Annotated in this window: 21 protein-coding genes and 1 pseudogene; 5 read left to right on the forward strand and 17 right to left on the reverse strand. The window is 36.7% G+C overall.

Annotation, left to right across the window (positions count from 1 at the left end; genetic code table 11):
• Positions 1-30 precede the first annotated feature (30 nt).
• The 6 genes from EPJ90_RS01700 to EPJ90_RS01725 form a co-directional block, all read right to left on the reverse strand.
• Complete coding sequence (locus EPJ90_RS01700) at positions 31-1,974, reverse strand: DUF2207 domain-containing protein (RefSeq protein ID WP_200542495.1); 1,944 nt, start codon at positions 1,972-1,974, stop codon at positions 31-33.
• A gap of 42 nt (positions 1,975-2,016) precedes the next feature.
• Positions 2,017-2,571 (reverse strand): LemA family protein, encoded by a 555-nt coding sequence (locus EPJ90_RS01705; protein ID WP_161637231.1) that lies wholly within the window; start codon positions 2,569-2,571, stop codon positions 2,017-2,019.
• Between the two features lie 135 nt (positions 2,572-2,706).
• Positions 2,707-3,147 (reverse strand): SsrA-binding protein SmpB, encoded by a 441-nt coding sequence (gene smpB / locus EPJ90_RS01710; protein WP_237558307.1) that lies wholly within the window; start codon positions 3,145-3,147, stop codon positions 2,707-2,709.
• Positions 3,122-5,311: a ribonuclease R gene (gene rnr / locus EPJ90_RS01715; protein WP_200542496.1), complete on the reverse strand. Its 2,190-nt coding sequence runs from the start codon at positions 5,309-5,311 to the stop codon at positions 3,122-3,124. Before rnr ends, smpB begins: the two co-directional genes overlap by 26 nt.
• Positions 5,312-5,341: 30 nt before the next feature.
• On the reverse strand, positions 5,342-5,569 hold the full coding sequence (secG, locus tag EPJ90_RS01720) for a preprotein translocase subunit SecG (RefSeq protein WP_125163795.1): 228 nt from the start codon (positions 5,567-5,569) through the stop codon (positions 5,342-5,344).
• Between the two features lie 246 nt (positions 5,570-5,815).
• Positions 5,816-6,022 carry a helix-turn-helix domain-containing protein gene (locus tag EPJ90_RS01725; RefSeq protein WP_013852454.1) on the reverse strand — a complete coding sequence of 69 codons (207 nt, stop codon included), beginning with the start codon at positions 6,020-6,022 and terminating at the stop codon, positions 5,816-5,818.
• A gap of 299 nt (positions 6,023-6,321) precedes the next feature.
• Between EPJ90_RS01725 and EPJ90_RS01730 the strand changes: the two genes are divergently transcribed.
• Together EPJ90_RS01730 and nrdG are read left to right on the forward strand one after the other, a co-directional pair.
• Positions 6,322-8,673: an anaerobic ribonucleoside triphosphate reductase gene (locus tag EPJ90_RS01730; protein ID WP_161637237.1), complete on the forward strand. Its 2,352-nt coding sequence runs from the start codon at positions 6,322-6,324 to the stop codon at positions 8,671-8,673.
• Positions 8,663-9,208: an anaerobic ribonucleoside-triphosphate reductase activating protein gene (gene nrdG, locus EPJ90_RS01735; protein WP_161637239.1), complete on the forward strand. Its 546-nt coding sequence runs from the start codon at positions 8,663-8,665 to the stop codon at positions 9,206-9,208. The genes EPJ90_RS01730 and nrdG overlap by 11 nt, the downstream gene beginning before the upstream one ends.
• A gap of 196 nt (positions 9,209-9,404) precedes the next feature.
• On the opposite strand, the gene EPJ90_RS01740 is transcribed toward nrdG, so the two are convergent.
• Complete coding sequence (locus EPJ90_RS01740; protein ID WP_125163798.1) at positions 9,405-10,136, reverse strand: tyrosine-protein phosphatase; 732 nt, start codon at positions 10,134-10,136, stop codon at positions 9,405-9,407.
• Positions 10,137-10,381: 245 nt separating this feature from the next.
• Between EPJ90_RS01740 and msrA the strand changes: the two genes are divergently transcribed.
• Positions 10,382-10,915: a peptide-methionine (S)-S-oxide reductase MsrA gene (msrA, locus tag EPJ90_RS01745; protein WP_200542497.1), complete on the forward strand. Its 534-nt coding sequence runs from the start codon at positions 10,382-10,384 to the stop codon at positions 10,913-10,915.
• A gap of 383 nt (positions 10,916-11,298) precedes the next feature.
• Here the strand turns inward: msrA and EPJ90_RS01750 are convergent, their stop codons facing one another.
• Together EPJ90_RS01750 and EPJ90_RS08535 are read right to left on the reverse strand one after the other, a co-directional pair.
• On the reverse strand, positions 11,299-12,567 hold the full coding sequence (locus EPJ90_RS01750) for a glucose-6-phosphate isomerase (protein ID WP_237558329.1): 1,269 nt from the start codon (positions 12,565-12,567) through the stop codon (positions 11,299-11,301).
• Between the two features lie 24 nt (positions 12,568-12,591).
• Positions 12,592-12,930 (reverse strand): annotated as a pseudogene (locus EPJ90_RS08535) (S1 RNA-binding domain-containing protein); the annotation flags it as partial.
• Positions 12,931-13,008: 78 nt separating this feature from the next.
• On the opposite strand from EPJ90_RS08535, the gene EPJ90_RS01755 reads away from it, so the two are divergent.
• Both EPJ90_RS01755 and EPJ90_RS01760 read left to right on the forward strand, forming a co-directional pair.
• Entirely contained in the window at positions 13,009-13,473 is a 465-nt protein-coding gene (locus EPJ90_RS01755; protein ID WP_125163801.1) for a divergent PAP2 family protein, read from the forward strand.
• Entirely contained in the window at positions 13,470-13,709 is a 240-nt protein-coding gene (locus tag EPJ90_RS01760) for a NifU family protein (protein ID WP_161637566.1), read from the forward strand. Before EPJ90_RS01755 ends, EPJ90_RS01760 begins: the two co-directional genes overlap by 4 nt.
• 63 nt (positions 13,710-13,772) lie before the next feature.
• Here EPJ90_RS01760 and EPJ90_RS01765 read toward each other — a convergent pair whose 3' ends face one another.
• From EPJ90_RS01765 to queA, 8 genes are all read right to left on the reverse strand, one after another.
• Positions 13,773-15,578, reverse strand: a complete 1,806-nt coding sequence (locus tag EPJ90_RS01765) for an ABC transporter ATP-binding protein (RefSeq protein WP_161637567.1) — start codon at positions 15,576-15,578, stop codon at positions 13,773-13,775.
• Complete coding sequence (locus tag EPJ90_RS01770) at positions 15,565-17,730, reverse strand: ABC transporter ATP-binding protein (protein WP_200542498.1); 2,166 nt, start codon at positions 17,728-17,730, stop codon at positions 15,565-15,567. The genes EPJ90_RS01765 and EPJ90_RS01770 overlap by 14 nt, the downstream gene beginning before the upstream one ends.
• A gap of 250 nt (positions 17,731-17,980) precedes the next feature.
• Positions 17,981-19,837, reverse strand: coding sequence for an N-acetylmuramoyl-L-alanine amidase family protein (locus EPJ90_RS01775; RefSeq protein WP_200542499.1), 1,857 nt, complete (start codon positions 19,835-19,837; stop codon positions 17,981-17,983).
• 150 nt (positions 19,838-19,987) lie between these two features.
• Complete coding sequence (gene nadE / locus EPJ90_RS01780; protein WP_200542500.1) at positions 19,988-21,742, reverse strand: NAD(+) synthase; 1,755 nt, start codon at positions 21,740-21,742, stop codon at positions 19,988-19,990.
• The gene (locus EPJ90_RS01785; RefSeq protein WP_244660364.1) at positions 21,739-22,473 is read right to left on the reverse strand and encodes a TrmH family RNA methyltransferase; all 735 of its coding nucleotides are present in this window, start codon (positions 22,471-22,473) and stop codon (positions 21,739-21,741) included. Before EPJ90_RS01785 ends, nadE begins: the two co-directional genes overlap by 4 nt.
• A gap of 122 nt (positions 22,474-22,595) precedes the next feature.
• Entirely contained in the window at positions 22,596-22,934 is a 339-nt protein-coding gene (locus EPJ90_RS01790; RefSeq protein ID WP_200542501.1) for a hypothetical protein, read from the reverse strand.
• Entirely contained in the window at positions 22,931-23,479 is a 549-nt protein-coding gene (locus tag EPJ90_RS01795; RefSeq protein ID WP_125163810.1) for a hypothetical protein, read from the reverse strand. Before EPJ90_RS01795 ends, EPJ90_RS01790 begins: the two co-directional genes overlap by 4 nt.
• A 9-nt stretch (positions 23,480-23,488) precedes the next feature.
• The gene (queA, locus tag EPJ90_RS01800; protein WP_200542502.1) at positions 23,489-24,520 is read right to left on the reverse strand and encodes a tRNA preQ1(34) S-adenosylmethionine ribosyltransferase-isomerase QueA; all 1,032 of its coding nucleotides are present in this window, start codon (positions 24,518-24,520) and stop codon (positions 23,489-23,491) included.
• Positions 24,521-24,539: the final 19 nt, after the last annotated feature.

A 24,539-nucleotide genomic window follows, 5' to 3' on the forward strand; every position in this document is an offset into this window, starting at 1 on the left:
AAAGAAAAAAGCATCTCTTACGAGATGCTTTTACCAGCTTCCACCACCGGTACCGCCAAATCCTCCTCCGGAGAATCCGCCACCGCCGCCAGAGCCAAATGACCCGCCACCACCTGAAGAGGCAGTTGGTGCAGGTATTGAAACCATAGAAGCCTGTAATGTATTCATCGATCGACTCAAAGAATGCCACATATAGTATGTAGAGAAATTCGGTTGAGATGAAATATACCAGTCCGGTTGTTGGATTGCAATGGATTCAAATTTCTTAGACCAAACATCCGTTACACCCAGAACATAAGCATATGGAAGGATATCATAGAAGATTTCTGGAGTTTCTTCAGCCAATGCTTCAAGACGACTTTGCTCCGCAACCTCAATAAAGCGCTTGAGCCCTAGAATCTGTCCATACCATTCTGAACCGATTTTTGTTCTTCGGCCCATATTCGCAACACTTACAACACTTATTAAGAAAAAAACATACGCCAAGATCATTGGAAGCGGATTTTTAAAACCCCATCCGGTTGCGATGGTCAATGCGACGGTCGCAATTGCGCTTATGATAATAAACAATAGGGACATACTCTTAGGTTTTCGAGTTCCCGCAACACCATCAAATGACGTAGCGTAATAACCAAAAATTCCGAGTACCATAAACAAACTATATCCCATTATCCCAAAGATATACGCATCATCCTCAATACCCATACGTGCATAACCTACTGATGCTAAAACGATTGCAATACCAATGGGTGCCACAAACATACCGATTGTTTTTAAAACAGTTGAAGATTTCGAAAAAATACGTTCTTCTTTATTCTGTCTGAATCTCAGTGACAAGGATGCCGTAGCATTACTAATTACGTTCCCAAATTTTGTATTGAGTTCTTTCGTTGTCACTTCTTCTCGATTTTTAAAGAGTGCATTAAATACACGCAATTCTTCACGATTGCGGACATCCGATAACTCAGCAATTTTTGTTAATTTTATATTCTTTCCTTTTTCATCCAATTCTTCAATTGTTAGATAGCCCTTAGATGCCCAGTAAATGATTAACGAGACAATATCATTGGCCTTCGAATAACCGCGATAAACGTATCCAGTTTCAGCACTCGAAAGTCCGTAAGGCGCACTAAATTCAACCGTATCCACAATTGGATATTCACGACCGTATTTGAAGAAAAGTATAGCCATGATTAGCGCTAACACGCCCGATATCCCAACAGTAATTGGGGTCTTATCGAAAATTGGAAAAACGAAATAGTTATGAGGTAAATCCAACCACACACTCAACGCCTCTTGATAAAGGGGTTGATTAAAGGATCCTGTGATTGTTGTTCCATCTACTTTGTATTCCACTGGTAGATTATGCGCTGTTGCATAAAACTTGGGTGTTGCATCAAAAGACTTTGGCATTTGGATTTTAAATGAAGTTTTCATCATTGGAAAATCCCAGTACTGTGTAATTAAGTTTTGATATAACAAATCACCTTGTTCTAATTCTAAGTCTCTTGTGTTAATCACATACGAAAATTCATAGCGTTGAGAACCTTGTAAAAATTTTCCGGGTGTCCCAATTTTTAACACTGCACCATCACTATTATGATCTATCTCCACATCACGATTTTTCACACGAATGTCAGAGGTCGGAAATACATAATCTTTAGGACCATTACCAAAATCATAATCGTTATAGCGGTCCGCTATTGTAACAAAAATCCCTTGTCTTGGTTCATGAAAATATGCATCCAATACAATATTAACGTTTATACGACCATCTTCTTTGACATCTAAAGCGATATCAAACGATTCTCCGACAACTGGAAAACCATAATCTTTATAATGATTCTGAATATCAGAAGAATTAGGACTCGGTAAGCTCGCGACTTTACTCCTTGTTTCATTTGCTGATAAAGGAGTGATGAATAATGTTAGAGCGAGTACCATTGCAAATATTAACTGTTTTATACGCTTCATAAAAGAATCCTCCTTATAAAAAAAGGGAGTAACCTCCCTCAATTAGAACTGAACTTTAACGTTTTGACGTTCTGTCTCATTATCAACTTCATAAAGAGGTTTACGTGCAAATCCGAACATATTCGCAAAAATATTTGTAGGGAATGTTTCACGTTTTATATTATATTGACGTGTAACACCATTATAGTACTTACGGGATTGTGCAATTTCTGTTTCGATCGTTTTAAGTTGACCTTGCAAATCCATAAAGTTTGTATTTGCTTTAAGATCAGGATAGCTTTCTGTAAGCGCAAATAGACGTCCCATTGTTTTACTTAAATCACCTTCAGCAGCTAACTGTTCTTCCATACCTTGAGCATTTACCGCTTTATTTCGTGCTGCAATGACATTTTCAAGTGTATCTTTTTCATGACCTGCATATCCCTTAACCGTTTCAACGAGGTTTGGAATTAAGTCATAACGTTTTTTCAAATATACATCCATTGTTGAGAAAGCTTCCTCAACCATATTTCGAAGTTTAACTAATCCGTTGTAAGCTGAAATCGCAAACAAAGCAATTACAACTACAATCGCTAAGATTATCATCCAAAGTTTCATATTCAACACCTCCATGTGTTATCTTGATAGTACAACTTAATCAGAAATAAGTCAATAAATCCTCTAGAGCATTCGTGCATTTCTAAATTTGTAACCAATCATTCCTCCCCTTAAAAAAAGAAGCATAAATGCTTCTTATCGTTTCATCGCTTTCTCAATGTCTCGTTTAATACTTCGTTCTTTTTCAACTTGGCGTTTGTCAAAGAGATGCTTCCCTTTTGCTGTCGCAATTTCAAGTTTAGCACGACCTCGTGATAAATGGAGATCTAACGGAACAATTGTGTACCCTTGAAGTTGTTGAGCTTTAACAAGTTTTTCAATTTCATGTCGATGCAACAATAACTTACGCTCGCGGGTCTCATCATGATTAAATCGATTTCCTTGTTCAAACTGAGCGATATGCATTCCCTTAATATAGGCTTCACCGTTAACAATCGAGATAAAGGCATCTTTTAATTGAACCTTACCTTGTCGTACAGATTTAATTTCTGTACCTGTTAGAACAATACCCGCCTCATAACGATCTTCAATATAATATTCATGAAATGCTTTACGATTTTTTGCGACGACGGTCATTAATTCTTCGCCCCTTTCGCTTTTCTTTATATTTTTTTTCATTCGGACGTTCATTGCGCTTGAAACTGTCCTTGTTTGAGTTTGGTTTACGACGACTTATTTTCTTTTGACCGATGATCTCAAAATTAACAACATGTTCAAGCTCATCAACCGAAACAAGTTTTACTTTAAGTTTTTGACCAATTGAGTATGTTCTTCCAGTTCGCTCACCAATCATTTTTTGTGAAGGGCCATCAAAGGTATAAAAATCATCATTTAAATTTCTAACATGGATGAGTCCTTCGACTGTATTGGGGAGCTCCACAAAAATTCCAAAATTACTAATCCCGCTAATGAAACCAACATACTCTTCGCCAATTTTATTAGACATAAATTGAGCTTTTTTAATCTTCTCAACTTGACGTTCTGCATCTAAAATCGAGCGTTCTTTATTCGACACATGCAAACCAGCTTCAATCGTAAACTGCTCATCTTTTTCTAATTTAGAAAAATCATGTTTAACAGCATATTGTTTGATTCGTTGGTGTAGTAATAAATCAGCGTAACGTCGTATTGGAGATGTAAAGTGAGTATAGTCTTCTAGGGCGAGACCAAAATGGCCAAGCGGTTCTTGACTGTACTTCGCTTTGGTCATCGAGCGCAACATAAGACGTGATACAACAGGATATTCTGGTTTCCCTTCAAAATACTTCAATGCTTTTTGAATTTCTTTAGGTCTTATCTCTTCTAAATTCCCTTTAAGGCGATAACCGAGAATACGAAGTGTATGACTTAACTCTTGCATCTTTTCACGGTCAGGTGCTTCATGGACACGGTATAATACTGGAATCGATTGATAACGGCAGTGTTGTGCCACAACCTCATTCGCAATAACCATAAAGGATTCAATCATCTCTTCTGCTTCACCACGTTCTCTTAAGAAAATATCCAATACATTTCCTTCGTGATCAATAACAAACTGACTTTCGGCGCTATCAAAACCAATTTGACCTGCTTGATTACGCTTGTATTGAAGACGTCGTGCACAATCGAGCATCATACTTACCATATCTTGAACTTCACCAAGATCGGGTGATGTATTTACCTCTTTATAGCTCATACGACGTTTGGAACAAATAACAGACTCATAAATGTTATAGTCAATAATTTCCCCTGCATAACTGATATCCATCTGACATGTCATCGTCAATCGATCGACGTTAGGATGAAGCGAACAAATACCGTTAGAAAGTTCTTTCGGCAACATTGGGACCACACGATCAACCATATAGACTGAGGAACTACGTTCATAGGCACTTCGATCTAAAGCAGTTTGAGGTTGAACATAATGGCCAACATCCGCAATATGGACATAGAGACGGTATCCACCGTTTAATGCCTCCATATAGATCGCATCATCCAAATCTTTCGCATCTTCACCATCAATTGTAATAACATATTGATCACGATGGTCCATACGATGTTTCGTTTCATTTTGATCAATTTCAGTCGGAACATTCTTCACTTCATCTAAAACTTCTTGTTTAAATTCATTATCAATGCCATAAACAAAAAGAACACTTAGAACATCCATTCCTGGTTCATCCGCTTGACCTAACACAGAAATAATCGCTACATGAATGCGCTCACCAACTGAAGTGATACGACCAATACAACGATCATTTTCCTTCAAATCATGATTCAATGGATCATACTCAACTTTAAATGTAATTTTGTTATCATAAGGAATAAAGAATAATTTTTTTCCATCTTTTTTCATCGTACCTAAAATTACATCACGGTTTCGTTTTAATGATTTAATCACAACCCCAAATCGTTTTTCATTGCTTTTAATTTCGAAGAGTACATCATCCATATCGAGCGCTCCATTAAAATCATCTTTCCCGATATAAAATGAATCACTTAGTGTTTCCGCAAACGCAAATGTTTCTCGGACAACACGAAAAGAACCAATACCATACTTCACATTATCAATATAGTAAAGATTTTCACCATCGATGACAATCTCTTTACCCAAAGACATTTCTTCAAGTACCTCATTAATTTCATCAACATTTAATTTTTTGTTTTCAACTACGCTCTCTATAAACGTACTTAACAACACTTGTTCTTTTAATGACTCCAACTGAGTCTTTACTGCTTCATAATTTTTATATTTACTCATAAAAATAAAAACCGCTTTAAGCGGTTTCTCCTATACTTGTGTTTTTAGGATAAACAAAACAAGAGCAAAGAATATAATTCCTGCACCCATTGTTAGATTAGAGATAACCTTCTCAGCACCACGTTCTTTTGTGTTCGAGAATAAGTCCAATCCTTTTCCGCCTGAGAAAGCGCCTGTAAATCCTTCTGATTTTCCACTTTGTAATAGAGATAAAACAATTATAACCGCAGATATGATTAGTAATAATACTTTTGCCATAATATCCAACCTTTTCTATCTTTTCTAGATTAATTTTAACAAATATTCATTCAAAATACAATTTATTCTTATATATACCAAAAACACCTTATGCTATTCCAACATATATGTCAATCATTCTAACCGCTACATAAATAATATTATCCATATTATTAAACTATCCTTATATATATAATAAAAACCAAGAGATCACCCTCTTGGTTTTAAATAAGTATCACGAATCGATAACCCCTCACCCATTCACCACTAGATATCATAAACAAACTCCAAGATATCGCGTGGTTGACACTTCAATTCTGTGCAGATGGCGTTCAAGGTTGAAAACCGAATCGCTTTGACACGAGAATTTTTTAATTTCGAAAGGTTCACTTCAGAAAGCCCTGTACGTTCCGACAACTCTTTTAGAGTCATTTTACGATCTGCCATGACCCGATCTAGTCTTACAATTATCACTTCGTCACCCCTATCTTTCTAATTTGATTATATCACACAATGATAATCATCATATATTTTCACGATTTTCATTTATACACTGTATAAGGCATTATAACCTAAAAAAACAAGAAAAAACATGAATGTTTCTTGAATTAATAACGATTATCATTAAATATTATACGCTTTTACTTGTGAAGTAGTGTACTAATCGATTGCGACCCCATTTCATCTTGGCAAGATTTCTATCTAAATGTATGATAGATATACAAGATAATCATGGATAAAAGTCCGTGATCAAAATACTGTAGGAGGTAAAAATGGAAGGATTAGAACACCTAGATAAAATCACGATACTAAAGCGTGATAATCAAAAAATGAAATTTAATGGCGAGAAAATTGCAATTGCAATCAAAAAAGGTTTTGATTCACTCGAATCAAATAAATATTCAAACGATGATGCAAACCACGTCTACATGGAGGTTTTAAAACAAATCGAAGAAATCGCAGTGCATGAAGACTATATTTCCATTGAACATATTCAAGACTTAATTGAACGTGAACTACTCCGTCAAAATTATACTGATGTTTACGAATCATTTTCCCAATACCGTAATCGTCGAAATGAATCACGAAAAATTTTCATCTCTAAACAGCATAAATTTTTGAAGGCAATTGAAAAATTAAACCAAAAAGAGGCCGTCGATGAAGATTCCAAGCGTGAGAATGCTAATGTTGATGGAAACAGTCCAATGGGGATGATGTTGCAGTTTGGCTCAACCGTTTCTAAAGAATTCGCAAAAGCTTATCAAATGAGTGAGGATTACTATGAAGCCCATGATGCTGGACAAATTCATATTCATGATATGGATTTCTTACCCATGGGAACAACAACCTGTAACCAAATTAATCTAGAACAACTCTTTGAGGATGGCTTTTCAACAGGACACGGACACTTACGCAAACCAAAGGATATCATTTCGTATGCCGCATTGGCCGCAATCGCAATTCAATCAAACCAAAATGACCAACATGGAGGACAAAGTATTCCTGCATTTGATTATTATATGGCTCCTGGTGTGCTTGCGACCTTTAAAAAACAATTCAAACAAAAGCTTTATGATTTTTTAGAAATAACAGAACACCTCGACGAAGTTGATTTTTCGAAAGTTATTAAGCATATTGACCAGCTGCCATCAATCACCGTTGACATCCAAGCGTTTGAACCCCTCATGAAAAAGAATGATGTCTTAATGAACTTGGTGGATAAGGCTTATGATAAGGCTCTAAGAACTACTGATCGTATTACATTCCAAGCAATGGAAGCATTTATCCACAACTTAAACACCATGCATTCTCGTGCAGGTGCTCAAGTTCCATTTAGTTCAATAAACTTTGGAACGGACATAACACCTGAAGGTAGAATGGTTATGGAAAACTACCTTAAAGCACTTGATAAGGGACTCGGTAAGGGGGAAACACCTATTTTCCCAATCTCCATCTTTAAAATTAAGGAAGGTGTCAACTACTATCCTGAAGATCCAAACTATGATTTGTTTAAACTTGCAATTAAAACATCCGCAAAACGTCTTTTCCCAAATTTCTCATTTATTGACTCACCATTTAATAAACAATATTACAAAGATGGTCGTTATGAAACTGAAATCACGTATATGGGCTGTCGTACACGTGTAATGGGAGATGTTACAGATCCAGAACACGAAGAAGTAACCGGCCGTGGTAACCTAAGCTTCACATCTATTAATCTTGTGAGACTTGGAATCAAGCATGGAATTCTGAATCATGACGAACCGGACTTTGATGGTTTCTATAAAGAACTTGAACACCTTATGGAACTTGTGAAAGATCAATTGCTTGAGCGTTTCGAAATTCAATGTAGTAAATCCGTATCGAATTTTAAATTTTTATTGGGTCAAGGGGTTTGGAAAAATTCAAAAGATCTTAAGCCTAAAGACAACCTACGTAAAGTATTAAAACACGGTTCACTTGCATTTGGATTTATCGGTCTTGCAGAATGTCTAAAAGCGTTAACGGGTGCACATCATGGTGAAAGTCCTGAGTCCCAACGTATTGGACTTGAAATCGTTGGATTTATGCGTGATTTAGCCGATAAATACACTGAAGAAGAACAACTTAACTTCTCACTCATTGCAACTCCAGCCGAAGGTTTATCAGGTCGATTTGTTGGTATTGATCGTTCAATTTTCGGATCAATTCCAGAAGTTACTGACCGTACATACTATACAAATTCATTCCATGTTCCTGTTTATTATGATATTTCTATCAAAGATAAATTGGCAATTGAAGCACCTTACCACGCACTCACAAATGGTGGTCATATCACTTATGTAGAGCTTGATGGGGACACGACCCAAAATCTTGAAGCATTTGAAGAAGTCGTGCGTATGATGCATGACAACGAAATTGGATATGGTGCAATCAACCATCCCGTTGATCGCGATCCAATCTGCGGTTATACAGGAATCATTAACGAAGAATGTCCAAGTTGTGGACGACTTGAAAACGACGGTGATTATGGATTTGAACGCATCCGTCGGATTACCGGGTATCTTGTTGGGACTCTAGATCGCTTTAATGATGCAAAACGTTCTGAAGAACACGACCGAGTTAAACATCGCTATGAAAATTAGATTGGCTTCATTTATTTCAGACTCCATTGTGGACGGTGAAGGGATACGCTCTGTAGTTTTTACACAGGGCTGTCCTCACAACTGTCCTGGATGCCATAATCAAAGGTCCATTCCTTTCGATGGTGGTGAGCTTATTGAAGTTGACGAAGTGATTCAACAAATTCTTCGAGCTGATTTAAAACGAGTGACCTTTTCTGGTGGTGAACCCTTTGTCCAGGCTGAACAACTTTATTTCATTGCGAAAAGACTAAAAGAAGAAGGCTACAACTTATGGTCATACAGCGGTTACACCTTTGAAGCACTCTTACGTCATCGAGATCCTTTTGTACAAAAATTTCTTTCACAATTAGACATTCTCATTGACGGACGCTTTTTAATAAAAAAGAAAAACCTCGCTGCGCTGTTCAGAGGTTCTACAAACCAACGAATTATTGATGTTCAAGCATCACTCCAAAAAGGTGAGGCCATTATCGCCGAAAAATACCGTGATGAATTCTCAGAAAAAACTGAACGGGTAAACGATATCTTTATATAAAGAAAGCACCTTAGCGAACTAAGGTGCTTTCTTTATATTAAGGGGAAAGAATTCTGTATGAATATTATTATTGTTGTTATTCATAAGGGGATATGAATATTTTGGAGAAGAGGTTCATACAGGTAAGATTTCTTCTTACACCTAGAGTATACAAAATAATTGTGTTATTGATACTCTAAAACTATGTTAGATTATGTTATCGCTCAGTGTAACGATCGCGCATCGCTGCAAGTTTATCAGCATCCAATCCATACTCTTCTTCGAAATAGGATTCGTATGATCCATATTTTTCAAGGATAGCTGAAAGTGCACTCTTTAAATAGCCCGGCTTAATAATGAGTCCTGGAACTTTATATAGTAATGTTTCCACAGTACGTCCTTCTTTAAGACGACGCACTTCGTTTTCAAAGATTGCGTCATAAGCTTCCATAGAAAGCATGTAATCATAAATAATTGCATCTTCATGCATACCGAGCGCTAATTGGATTAATGCAGTTGCGACACCGGTGCGATCTTTTCCAGCAGTACAATTATGTAAGTAAGGAACAGCATTGTCTTCCTGTAACACTTTAAAAACATTTTGATATGCAGGATTTGAAAAAGGTAATTTTTCGTAAAACTCAATCATACTTTCGGAAGATAAAACAGTATACGGAACACTTGGATCTTCTTCAAACCCTCCAAGATGTAATGATGCGGAAATATCATGAACATTCTTTGCAAGTCCTTCTTTACGTTCATCCTTATCCAACTCTGTTGGTTCTCTAAAATCATGTAAATTTTGAATGTTTAATGTTTTAACGTAAGCACGATCCGCTTCTGTCAAATCACGATATGAACCAGAACGATAGAAAATACCCGTCTTAATTTTTCGGCCATCTTTTGTCGGGTAACCACCAAAATCTCTAAAATTTATTAATTCACTCATAGTAATTCCTCCATTTAAGCATTGTATCATAAATCACGTTTTAACGTAAAATTAACAATTCCTTCATCATATTATAACGATTATACACTATATTATTAAATAGAGCACACGCTCATAGAATACAATCGACTCCATGATCGTATTCTATCCCAGCATAGACCACTGGGTTTAAGGCACTTCAAAGTGCCTTTTGCTTTAGAAATACACTGGAGTTATGGTATCTTTTAACCATAGGAGGTACTACAATGAGAAATCCATATACACGAGAATTACGAACAATATTTGTAGCCGGTGGCTGTTTCTGGGGAGTTCAAGAATATTATAAGCGGTTAAAAGGAATTGAGAATACTGCTGTGGGTTATGCAAACAGTAATCAAGAAGACATTTCATATCGTGATGTTTGTTCAGGTAACACAGGGGCCGTAGAAGCTGTAATGATTCAATACAATCATGCAGTCATCTCTCTTGATGCAATCGTCGATCACCTTTTTCGAATTATCGATCCTACCAGCCTCAACAAACAAGGTAATGATATCGGGACACAATACCGTACTGGAATCTATTTTGAACACGAGAGTGATTACGAACATCTTGAATCCCTATTAATTGCATATCAAGAGCAATATTCAAAACCACTTGCAGTTGAAGTGCTTCCACTTTTAAACTTCACAAGGGCTGAAGAAGAGCATCAAGATTATCTAGAAATGAATCCTGGTGGATATTGTCACATTGACTTTTCACGTGCTAAGAAAACTGAGTTAAAAGAACAACAAAATTGATAACGTGTTTTAGATTGAATTTGTGGAAGTTTATTATTAATTTCACATATTTGTGCTGTTCGTGTTTAACACGATACAAATAGAGGCTGATTGTGTCTGAATTCATGTTTTTGTTGATTCACATAATAAATCCTACTATATAATATTCTTGTGAATTAGATTTTGATTTAATTCAGTATGATATCATCTTTGGTAGGATGATTGATTCTAATACTCAAATCGTTTAATCTCATCTAAGTTATCGATTAAACACAACTTCCTTTTTCAACAAAAGGTTTAATTAAGGCAATTGTGCCTGTCCTTAATTAAAAAATTCCCTTCAACTTCAATTCGAATGGAATCATAAATAAATAATAAAAAACCACCAGATTGGTGGTTTTTTATTATTTACCTAAAAGCTTAAACATGTTTTTCTTATAAACTTCAACACCGGGTTGATCAAATGGATTCACATCCAACATATACACCGACATTGCAAGTGCTTTAAAGAAGAAGTACATCGCATAACCTAAGTTCTCTTCATTGGCTTCATCAAGATGAATAAGAACATTGGGCACACCACCTGTTACTTCATGTGCCTCTAAAGTTCCTTCGAATGCTTTCTCATTAATCCAGTGCAAACTCTTACCAGCCAAATAATTCATTTGGTCTAAGTCATCTTCTTCAGTCGGAACGACCATATCAGCAATAGGTTTATCCACAAGAACAACAGTCTCGAATAAAACTTTATTCCCGTCTTGAACAAATTGCCCCATTGAATGAAGGTCGGTTGAGAAGTTTACACTTGCAGGTAACAAGCCTTTTCCGTCTTTTCCTTCTGATTCTCCAAAAAGTTGTTTCCACCACTCCGCAAGAAACACAAGGTGTGATTCATAACTAACAAACATTTCCACTGATTTCCCTTGCTTCTCAAGCATACGACGTACAACAGCGTATACATATGCAGGGTTGGCAGATAAATCAGGATTATTTAACTCAAATGTTGCTTTCTTAACACCAGCCATAAACTTATCGATATCTAAGCCAGCTGCTGCCATTGGTAATAATCCCACAGGTGTAATAACTGAGAAACGACCCCCAATATCATCTGGGATTACAAACGATTCATATCCCTTGGCATCTGCTTGGGGTTTTAAAAGTCCTCGTTCTTTGTCCGTTGTTGCATAGATACGTTTAGAAGCATCTGCGCCATATTTCTCTTCCATAAATTGACGAATCATTCTAAATGCTAATGCTGTTTCGGTTGTAGTACCGGATTTGGAAATTACATTACATGCAACTTCTTTATCTTTAATATAGTCTAAAATACGAACTACAGAAGTTGATGAGAATGTATTCCCAACATAAATAATCTCTAAATCATTTTTTGGGAAAGGCCCTTGAATCATTTCAATCGCCGCACGACTTCCCAAATAAGAACCGCCAATTCCACAAACAAGTAAAACGTCAGCTTGATCTTGAATGCGTTTTGCACATTCTTTAATACGTGCAAACTCTTCAACATCATAGCGTTCTGCCCAATCAAGCCAACCCAGGTAATCATTACCTTTACCGCTTCGTGAATGAATCATTTCATGAATACGACTCACATCGTCTTGATAACTTAATACATCTTCTTCTAATAAAGCATGTTTTAAATCTACTCTAATCATTGGATTCTCCTTTTCCGATAACCACTGAGGCATCATATCCGCAAGCGTTTCAAAGCCAATGGAATCACTTGGGACTAAAGGTCTCTTGTGATCTTTTGACTGACGATCTTTACGTGAAGAGTAATTCAATGCTTTCAACGAGAGTCGTAATTGATGTGGTCCTTCACTCACATCAATTATTTTCGCAATGATACGTTCACCTTGGCTCACAAATTGGCGAATATCACGCACAAAATCATCTGAAATTTCAGATATGTGAATTAATCCAGTTGTATTTTCATCGATTGAGACAAAGGCTCCATAAGGCTGAATTCCTGTAATGGTCCCCTCAACAATCTGTCCGTTCATATACATTCTTTTCATAAATCTCTACCTCAATAACATTGTTATTATAACACAGTATCTAATGTATGATATAATAACTTCCGAAGAGGTGACCACATGAGCGATAATTTTTACCCCATTGTTTCTGCACTTGTTGCAAATATTTTAGCTCAAGTTCTAAAACCATTTTTCCACTATTTAAAAACAGGCGAAAAGAACTTAAGTATGATTTTTGAAAGTGGTGGCTTTCCAAGTTCCCATACCGCTCTTGTTATTGGTTTAACACTTGCACTTGGATACCAATCTGGCTTTTCTTCGCAATATTTCTTTATTTCACTTGTCTTTTCATTAACAGTGATTTATGATGCTGCGAATGTACGCTATTACGCCGGACAAAACATTAAAATTACCAAACAATTAATTCAGGATATTGAAGTCTTAACACAAACAACATTAGAGAATCCAATTTATAGACAAAAAATAAAAGAAGTCCTCGGCCATAAATGGGTTGAGGTCGTTGGTGGCTTTTTACTAGGCTTTATTACTGCTTCACTACTCTACTTTATGAGGATACCATCATGACCCTAGAAGAACGCATTATTGAATCTCTCGATAAAATACGTCCCTACATCCAACGTGATGGCGGTGACATGGAGTTTGTCAGTGTTGATGAGCACGGTGTTGTTACCGTTAAACTCCTCGGTGCTTGTATCGGCTGTGGATTAATCGATTATACTTTAAAAGGCGGTGTTGAAGCCTTACTCATGGATGAAATTCCTGAAGTTACCGGCGTTATTGCCCAAGATTATTTTGAATGAGAACTAACGTTCTCATTTTTTTTTGCATTCGCATCTCCAATAAAAAAGACTAGGGAAAATTCCCTAGTCTTCTTCTGAAAATTGACTGTTGTAAAGTGTTGCATAGAATCCATTTTGAGCAAGTAACTCATCATGACTTCCCTTTTCAACAATATCCCCTTTATCCATAACAAGGATTAAATCAGCGTTTCGAATTGTTGATAGACGGTGCGCAATAATAAAACTTGTGCGTCCTTCCATTAAAACATCCAATGCTTTTTGAATCAGAACCTCTGTACGTGTATCTACGGAACTGGTAGCCTCATCAAGGATGAGGATTTTTGGATCCGCAAGAATCGCACGTGCAATCGTTAAGAGTTGTTTTTGTCCTTGAGAGATATTGGTCGTTTCTTCATTAAGAACAGTTTGATAGCCCTCTGGTAGTGTACGTACAAAGTAATCAACCTGAGCCTTCATAGCTGCCTCGTGGACTTCTTCATCCGTTGCATCCAATTTACCATAGCGAATATTTTCATTTATGGTATCGCTATACAACCAAGTATCTTGAAGAACCATCCCAATTAAATTACGAAGATCCTCACGTTTAAGATCACGAATATCATGATCATCAACCTTAATCGATCCGGAAGTTACGTCATAGAATCTCATCAAAAGTTTAACAATCGTTGTCTTTCCAGCGCCCGTTGGACCTACAATCGCAATCTTTTGACCTGGCTTAACGTCGGCACTGAAATTATTAATAATCGTTACATCTGGATCATATCCAAAATTAACATTTTCAAAGGAAACATGACCTTCTACCTTACTTACATCAATAACGGTATCTGCATCTTCAACTTCTTCAGGTTCTTCTAAATAGTTAAAGACACGTTCCGCAGCAGCAAGAGATTGTTGGAACGTAGAAGACAAGTTACCCAATTGCGCAATCGGGTTCATAAAACTTCTCATATATTGAATGAAAGACTGAATATCCCCTACACTAATAATTCCGCCGGAAGCAAAATAACCACCAAGAATACTTACCACAACATAACCGAAGTTCCCAACAAAGTTCATAATTGGGTGAATCATCCCGGAAAAGAAACTACTCTTCCAAGCTGCATCGTAAAGATTATTATTGTGATCATCAAATTCTGCAATTGACCGTGCTTCACCATTGTATGCTTTCACAACAACATGGCTTCCATACATTTCTTCAATATGACCATTAAGGGATCCTAGATATTTTTGTTGATTTCTAAAGAACACTTGTGATTTCGACATAATGAAGAAGATAAGTCCAAAGGAGAGTGGTAAGACCAATAATGCCGCTAAGGTCATTTGCCAGTTAATCGAGAACATCATGTAGAGAATCCCTACAATCGTCGTGATGGATGTAATAACTTGAGTAATACTGCTTGTTAAGTTCTGATCGATGACATCGATGTCATTGGTAACAAGGGAGAGCACTTCCCCTGTTGTCGTTCCATCAAAATATTTTAACGGTAGTTTCTCGATTTTTTCATGCATACGTTTACGAAGGTTGTATGTTAAGTCACGTGATACACGTGCCATAATCCACCCTTGAATATAACTAAAGAGTAAACTTGCAAGATAGATACCAAGTAGCCATAACACGATTCCTTTGATTTTATCAAAATCAACCGAGCCAACTCCCTGTACTTTCGCCATTAATCCCTCAAATAAAACGGTCGTTGCTTGACCCATTACTTTTGGACCCACAATCGCGAAGATTGTGGATAACAACGCAAAGATAATCACAACAATCATTTTTACACTGTATGGTTTAATGAGTGCAATCATTTTTTTAAGAACTGCTTTAGAATTTTCTGGTTTCGAAGGTTTTACTGAAGCTTTATTTTGATTCATAGTTTAATTCCTCCTCCGATAATTGTGATGATGCGATTTCATAGTAAGTTGGACAGGTTTTCAATAACTCGTTATGAGTCCCCTTACCAACAATTCGTCCCTCATCTAAAACGATTATTTGGTCTGCATCCATAATTGTGTTGACACGTTGGGCAACAATAAGCAGGGTCGCATGATTTAAGTTTTCATGAATTGATTTACGTAGAAGTTGATCTGTTTTAAAGTCTAAAGCTGAGAAGCTGTCATCAAAAATAAAGATTGATGCATCTTTTACAAGTGCTCTCGCAATACTTAGACGTTGTTTTTGACCACCTGATACGTTTGTACCACCTTGGGCAATTTCATAATCAAGTCCATCTTTTTTATCAAGGATGAAATTTGCTTGCGCAATTTCAAGTGCCTTCGTTACTTCTTCATCTGTTGCATCTTCTTTACCGTAGACAAGATTTGATTTTGCGGTCCCTGTAAGAAGCACACCTTTTTGAGGTACATATCCGATTTCTTCACGTAAATCATGGGTTGATACATCTTTAACATCGACTCCATTCACCTTAACGGTACCCGAAGTGACATCATAGAATCGTGGTACTAGGTTAATTAAGGTAGATTTACCGGATCCGGTTGAACCGATAAATGCAGTTGTCTCTCCTGGTTTTGCCACGAAGTTTATATCATGAAGTACATATTCATCCGCATCACCATATTTAAAGTCTACATTCTCAAATTCAACGAGTCCACGTTCTGAAGCGTTAAATGTTTTTGCTTCAATTGGCTCATGAATTGTATTTTCTGTATTAAGCAATTCATTAATACGATTCAATGATACAACAGCACGTGGTACAAAAATAAACATCATTGCGATCATTAAGAATGACATAATAATTTGCATTGAATATTGCATGAACGCCATCATATCCCCAATTTGAAGGATTCCTTCAGAGATTTGATGTGAACCAAACCAAATGATGGCAAGCATTGTCGCATTCATAAGGAAGTTCATCAGCGGCATCATCAATGACATCACACGGTTGATGAAGAGCGCAAGATCTGCACGTTCCGAGTTTGCTTTATCAAAGCGTTTATTTTCAAAATCTTTGTTTCCAAATGCACGAATAACCATAACACCACTTAGATTTTCTCTAAAAACTAAGTTCAATCGATCAACAAATTTTTGCATAACCTTAAACTTAGGTACCGCCACAAAGTAAATAACAACTAAAAATGCGAGGAGGGCAGCACATGTTACGACGATAATCCATGTCATCGATGTATCTCGTTGAGAAATCATAATAATTCCACCAATTGCCATAATTGGCGCATAGAAGAACATCCGAATTCCCATTGTTATCATCTGTTGAACTTGTGTTACATCATTGACAGTTCGAACGACCATCGATGATGATGAAAACTTATCAAACTCTTCCGAAGAAAAGCTTTGAACTTTTTCAAAAATTTCTTTACGGAGATTTTTAGAAAAACCAGATCCGATTTTAGCAGATACGAATGCTACCGCAATGGTTGCAATCATACCAATAATCGTAATTCCGATCATTCCGCCACCTTTTTTTAAGATATATTGATTTTGCATTGTTGGAATGTCTTTTCCGAGTTCTTCATAGAACATTTTCGCGAAAACGACACCCGTTTGTTCTTTCAAACTGTCTTCCATCCCGGCAGCCTTTTCATATGCTAATGCTTTGGTTGCAGGATCCATGTATTGGAACATTGGTGTTAAAGCATACATTTGTTTGATGTCAAAATCATCTGTGATTTGACCACTCAATGCAGGCATTTCTGAGCCTGAACCTTCACCAAGATTCATTAAGGTCCAAACACTCTCACCTACAAGAATATCTGTTGCTTCGCGATCAATATTTTGTTTAATAACATATCGATCACCACTCATCTCATATGATGATGAGAATGCTTTACCTTGTTCTTGTGGCAATATCGCTACAATTAAGTCATGACCATCTTTGCTTATTTCATCGGGACTTGCATGTTCAACACCATTTTGTTGAATACCAACATTAACGATATGAGACATGTAATTTGGTAACTTCAAATCCGCGAAAGCTTGGACAAACAAGAACGCAATTGAAATGAGTATTGCACCTAAGAATGGTTTTAAATTTTTTAGGACTCGTTTCATATACTAACCTCTTTCTTATCTATGCATATCTTAGCACATCAAAGTTTAGGTTATTTTATTAAACCCTCACATTAAAGATGTTTCAAAAATATTACATATTGTAGTTCACTATCGATATAATGAACAATGTTCATTTATTAGTATATTCCTATTTTTTTTATTGTGCAATACATTTACTTAAAAAAATGTATAAATATTTATACAAATCCGACTTTCATAAATTGATAAAAAAAATAGACGGCTTTACCGTCTATTTTAAACTTCCATCACTTTTAAATGTATACTTTTTCCCATTAATGGTCTTTGAACCTGTAACCATCATTCCTGAGTTATCAAGGTAGTACCACTTGTTTGAGACTTTCTTCCAGCCTGTTGCCATTGCGCCGGATTTCTCAAGGTAGTACCATTTGTTTGAAACTTTCTTCCAACCTGTTGCCATTGCACCGGATTTCTCAAGGTAGTACCATTTGTTTGAAACTTTCTTCCAACCTGTTGCCATTGCGCCGGATTTCTCAAGGTAGTACCATTTGTTTGAGACTTTCTTCCAGCCTGTTGCCATTGCACCAGATTTCTCAAGGTAGTACCATTTGTTTGAGACTTTCTTCCAACCTGTTGCCATTGCGCCGGATTTCTCAAGGTAGTACCATTTGTTTGAGACTTTCTTCCAACCTTTCGCAACCGCTCCGGATTTCTCAACATAGTACCACTTATCGTCTTTCTTATTCCAGCCTTCTTTTAGCGTTTGATTTTTTTCTGGTTTTGCTTCATCCACCGGTTTTTTCTGATCTATTGGTTTCTTCTGATCTATTGGTTTCTTCTGATCACCCGGTTTCTTTTGATCACCCGGTTTTTCTACTTTAATAGGACTTTCAGGTTCAACCTTGCCATCTCCCTTTCCTTTTTGGAAAGATTTAGCGATTGAATCAAGTTCTAACTGAATGCCTTTAATTTCCACCATCGTTCGAGCATTTTGAATCATATTTAAAAAGGCGTCTCGATTCACGAGTTTTACTTCTTTATTCTTTACTTTTTCTCCTTGTACGAATTGAGAATCAAAGATATTAGATTCTAAGTAATCGCGAAGATTTTCTTTTTCTGCCTCAACTACGGTTTGATACGTTCTATAAAATCTCTGAAACACATCTTGTTTTCGAATATCACCTCCCCTTTGAATATACAACTCAAGAAGTTCGTGGAATTTTTTATATTTTTCTTTCGAATCTTGAGTTGTTTTTAGAGATTCAACTAATTCATTAGCTTGTTCAAAATCTGGATAAACATCGCGTAGCATTTGAATTTGTCGATTTCTTCTCAATGTAGAGAGTTCTAAGAGTAATGGATTTACTTCTTTTTCCATAAGATTTTCAAGGCGTTTGTAATCAATAAACTCGCTCACACCTTGTGCTAGCACACGGCTCACTTCCACAATTTTATCTTGAATGTTTGAAGCTTGGTATTCTAAGAATGACTCGTGGGTCTCTGGAAGGAGACTCACTTCAAAAGAAAGGCCATGAATCGTTCTCAATCGACTTCTTAACGGGACGATGAGCGCTTCAAGTGGTGCTCTTCCTTCAACCTTATTCTCGTACTTAACAAGTGTACGGTGTGATGTTTTATGGTTCACGAGCAAATCAATATAAGCTTCATCCAATTCCGGAAATGTTAATTTCCCAGAATCTTCAAGATACTTTGCCTCTTGCGTAAACTTATAGTAGCTCAACTCTGCAGCAATACGCTGAATTTCTTGTTTGAGTGCTAAATGGATTCCGTACAATCCATTTTCTTCAGATTCAATCTCTTCAATCAATGAATTAATGTCATTGTTGATTGACTCAACATCACGATGATATTGTGCCTCATTGATTAAAAAGGGCTTTATTTTTTGAATCACTAATTTTTTAGTTTGTTCTTTATATGCTTCGATCATTTCTTGAATCATATCATCATGAATTCCAGGTATGATTGGAAGTGTTCCGATTTGAGTTCCTGCTATAGGCTCAACTAAAAAATTGGGCGCATCTGCAAACGCTGTTTGTAATGGCATTGCGGTTAAAAGTAAGCATGACATAAGGCTTACTTTCGGAAATAGGTGTTTTTTCTTTTTCATAATTTATCCCCCTCTTGATTTCCACTTGAAGAATAATATATGATGGCATAATTTGTAAATACATTCTGAAATATACTCTTTTCAGTAGTAAATTTAGTACTATAAACAATACTTTTTGAAAGAAAAACCACCCTTTCGGATGGTTTTTAATTAGAGATTATAGATTATATTCATTAATTTCAATTCAGTCTCTGTAAGATGTAGCGCGTATTGACTCTCACGATACGGTGTCCCAAATGCACAATCTGATACCATTACAATCGGCGGCATTTGTACACGTTTATAGACTGCAGTATTCATCGTCTTAAGAACCCATTTTAAATCATCGATAAACATTTTACCATTTTCTAAACCGTATGATGTTAAATACTTCCCGAGTTCCGACTTATAAATCGATTGATCGAGATATGATTTAAGTATGGCTTCCAACTGTCCATGCATGAGGGCATTGACCAACGCATCATGGTATCCCCATTTCATAGGATCAAATTGACCTTGCGCAAGTTCCGCACTCGGTGCAAACTCCCAATCGACACGATCTTCCATTTCGGTAGGAATCAGATTTTGAGGAACAATTTCTGTACCTGCAATACGATTTAAAGTACGACCAATCATACCGACTTCCATTTTTGTGAGATCACCTAAAATGGCGAGTGCACCGATTGCATCTCCATAAAGGGTTGCATATCCAAGTGCCACTTCAATCTTATTACCATTATTCATCACAACACCATTTTCAAGACTTGAGATGGTCATGAGCGTATGGCCTCTAAGTCGTGCTTGAACATTTTCAAATGCGAGTCCTTGTACATCTTTGTAGCCACCAAACGCCATACTCTCAACCGTTGCATCGGTCATTGCAGCAATTGGGATTTCCAAGAACTTAAATCCTAAAACGTTACTGAGATGATATGCATTATTTTTGGTTATGTCGCGATTGAACTGGCTAGGCATTGTTACCCCCACCACACGATCTTTCCCTAATGCCTTAACAAGTAACGCAATGGACACACTACTATCCAATCCTCCCGAAACACCAACAATCCACTTTGGTCCATAAGGTAGTGCTTCTTCATCAAAGTAACGAATTGCTGAAATCAATGCATGATACATCTTATCGTCATCGTCGGGTGTATTTGATGCTTGAGAATTTAAATCGAATATATCAAGTGTCTGTTTAAAATTAGCATCCAAATATGTCACCGATTCAGGAGATACAATCATACTTCCACCATCAAACAGTACAACATTCTTGCCGTTATTTTGCATCCCTGTCGCATTCACATAAATAAAAGGTATGTCCAAATTCTGTCTTTTAATTTCTGCTAAGCGCATGGATTCCTTATTTTTGTGCCATGGTGAACATGAGATGTTAATCATGAGATCGGGACTGTGTTGCATCATTAACGCGGTAGGTTTTAAATCACTTGCATCATCCCACAAATCTTCACAGATTTGGATACTAATACGATCACCCTTAAAAATGAACGGTTCAAAGTTGTGATTTCCAGGATCAAAATATCTTTTATCGTCAAAAACACCATAGTTAGGTAGAAGGTGCTTTGTATATACACCTTCGGATTCATGGTTTGCACGTTTAACCCATTCGCCTTGATATGCGAAAAAAGCCGCATTATAGAGTTTATCTTCTTTTTGGTAAAGATTTCCCCAAACAATCCCTATCTCTTGTGATAAGCAGCGTATACGGTCGTTATAGACCATCATCTCATCGATACTTGCTTGATTATTCATGCGATCGCCAATGAGATAACCGCCTACCGCTAATTCTGGGAACACAACCAGGTCTGCTTTACCAATCGATTCTTCTACAATTGCTTGAATTGCTTCAAAATTTTCCTGTGGTTGATTTGCTTTTACTCTTAATTGTGCAATAGCAATTTTCATTTTCTCGCCTCCAATTGTCGATAGCGTTCATAAGCAAACACACTGCATGCACCAACACTGCTTAATGAAACGCGCGCATCGTAATCAATACGTACATGAACATCACTAATTTCTAACACACTCTTCGAAAGACCTCTTAAAGCACCACCTAAACAGATGCATACACGATCTGGTAAATTATAGTTTAAAAGTGACTCGCTCTCATCTCCGCGATATGCTGCTGCCATTACTACATTCTTAGCTTGGATTGATTTCAAGTCAGAACTTAAATCATCACTTTGAAGCCACCATAACGATTCACTTGCGCCCGCACTGGCACGAATTAGCTTTGCTTCATGTTCATAAAAATCATAATTTGGAGTAATAATACCGTCAAATCCAAGGGATGCGACGGTTCTACAAATTTCTCCAAGGTTAAATGGATCAGTAACGCCTTCAATACACATTAATGAAAGGGTCTGTTTCGGTAGATGACTTAGGGAATCACTGCTTCGCTTCCCACATGAGACAAGATAGCCACCATGCGTTTTATTCGACGCAAGCAAATCCATCTCATCACGAGATAATCGTTTAATTATAATCCCCTCAGCGATACGCTCAACATATCGTGATTCCTTGTCATTGTGTTTATCCAAGATTGCTACATATTCAATCTCACGTTTTCGCTCTTTAAGTATTGCCTTAACACTAATTTTTCCTGATACAATCATAATTTCTCCTTGACGCGTCATAACCACTTGACTACGACTACTACCTTAATTATACAACAATCCCAATTAGATATACGAATACTTATCCCTGTTGGATAAAAAAAACAACAAAGATTGCTTTCTTTATTGTTTCTTGACGTATATTAAACTTGAAAAAAAGCCCATCCACAGTAAATGAGGAGTATATCTAAAAAGGTTCCAGTTATACCAATTGCGTTGAGCAATGTCGAAAATTCTGGAATTGATAAAACATTCAAGCGATATCCAAAAACACAAATAATCACAAAGGATAGTACTACTTTTCCCACCCATCGATTATTCTTCTTTTGAAGCGGTGCTAAGAAATAACCAATCACAAGCATCAACACCATCCAAATTGTCGTTGCAATGCTCTCTAATGAGGATGGTAAAACAGAAATAAGAAATTTATAAACAATAGCACTGGCAAGAATCACCAATAAAGCAGACCATGTTCGTTTCATTCCACAACCCCCTCACATTTAAGTCTCAAATACATCCCAATCAGTAAACCAAATGACGGAACCGCTGCGGAAATAATCCATAAAATGGACGACCAATGAATGCGCATTAACTTCTCAGAGAATGTCCCCATTAATGGATTTACAAAACTATAAATCATCCATATGACACGACTTGATTCAAAAAACGATAGAATATAGAGCACGATAAAGGTTATAAAGAGGATCATAAATAAAACGATTAATGCAAAGTCAACACTCTTTAAAATTCGACTCTTATTTTTAATTGCAATGACAATTAGGTATCCAGGAATTGCATATGCCAGAAGTCCATAGATCGATACAATAATAATTTGAAAAATCATCGGAAGATTTGCCAAAAGTTTTGAGAGTGGATGAAGCGAATTATAGGCAAAAAGATGTATTGTGCCTAGAAGAACATGAATCATTAGAATAATTCCTAAAAACTTATAGTCCCCTTGCTTAAAAAATAATTTAAGTCGCGTAAAACCACTTGGCTTAGCATCCGTTGTTTGTGTTTGTTCCATAAATATCTCCTACTTCGTATTACGTGCTTTTAAAAACATACTATCTCCAAATGAGAAGAATCGGTATTTTGAATCAACTGCATGTTTATAGGCATGATCGATTGCTTCTTTACCCATAAATGCACTTACTAACATAATTAATGTTGATTTTGGTAAGTGAAAATTAGTAATGATTGCATCCACTGCTTTCCATTCATAACCAGGATAAATAAAGATTTCACTATTACCTTGGCATTCTTTGAACGTGCCGTACTTTGACATCACAGTTTCCAATGTTCGAACTGAAGTTGTACCCACTGCAATTATTCGGCGGCCATCTTGTCTCGCATCATTTAAAATCTCTGCTGTTTCTTGAGACATCGTATAGGCTTCACTATGCATTTTATGTTCAAGAACATTATCGACTTTAACCGGTCTAAACGTACCCAGTCCAACATGAAGTGTTACAGGGGCAATTGTAATTCCCTTAGCTTCAATTGCTTCAAGCAACTCCGGTGTAAAATGAAGCCCCGCAGTGGGTGCTGCCGCACTCCCTTGAACGCGAGAATATACCGTTTGATAACGCTCTTTATCTTCCAATCGTTCGTGAATATATGGTGGAAGTGGCATTTGTCCAAGTTCATCTAAGATTTCTAAGAATATTCCGTCAAAGACCAGATCAAAATTTCTTAAACCTTCTTCTCCAACATGTGTACAAACTGCTTTTAATTTTCCATTACCAAAACTTAATTCGGTACCCAACTTAACAACCTTTGCATTTCCGACAAGACACTCCGCCGTCTTTCCCTCAAATTTTAAAATTAAAAGTTCAACATGTGCACCTGTTTCAGGCTTTTCACCAAACAGACGTGCTGCAATAACGCGTGTATCGTTGAGGACTAAAACATCCCCTTCATTTAAATAATCAATAATATTATAGAAATGTTTATCTTCCAAGTTCATACCATCAACAACAAGCAGTCGCGATTCACTTCGCTTTTCAGCAGGAGTTTGCGCAATCAGTTCCTCTGGCAAATCAAAATCAAAATCATTTACATTCATAGTTTACTCCTTGGTTTGT

Source organism: Erysipelothrix sp. strain 2 (EsS2-7-Brazil), assembly GCF_016617655.1.
Lineage (GTDB): Bacteria > Bacillota_I > Bacilli_A > Erysipelotrichales > Erysipelotrichaceae > Erysipelothrix > Erysipelothrix piscisicarius.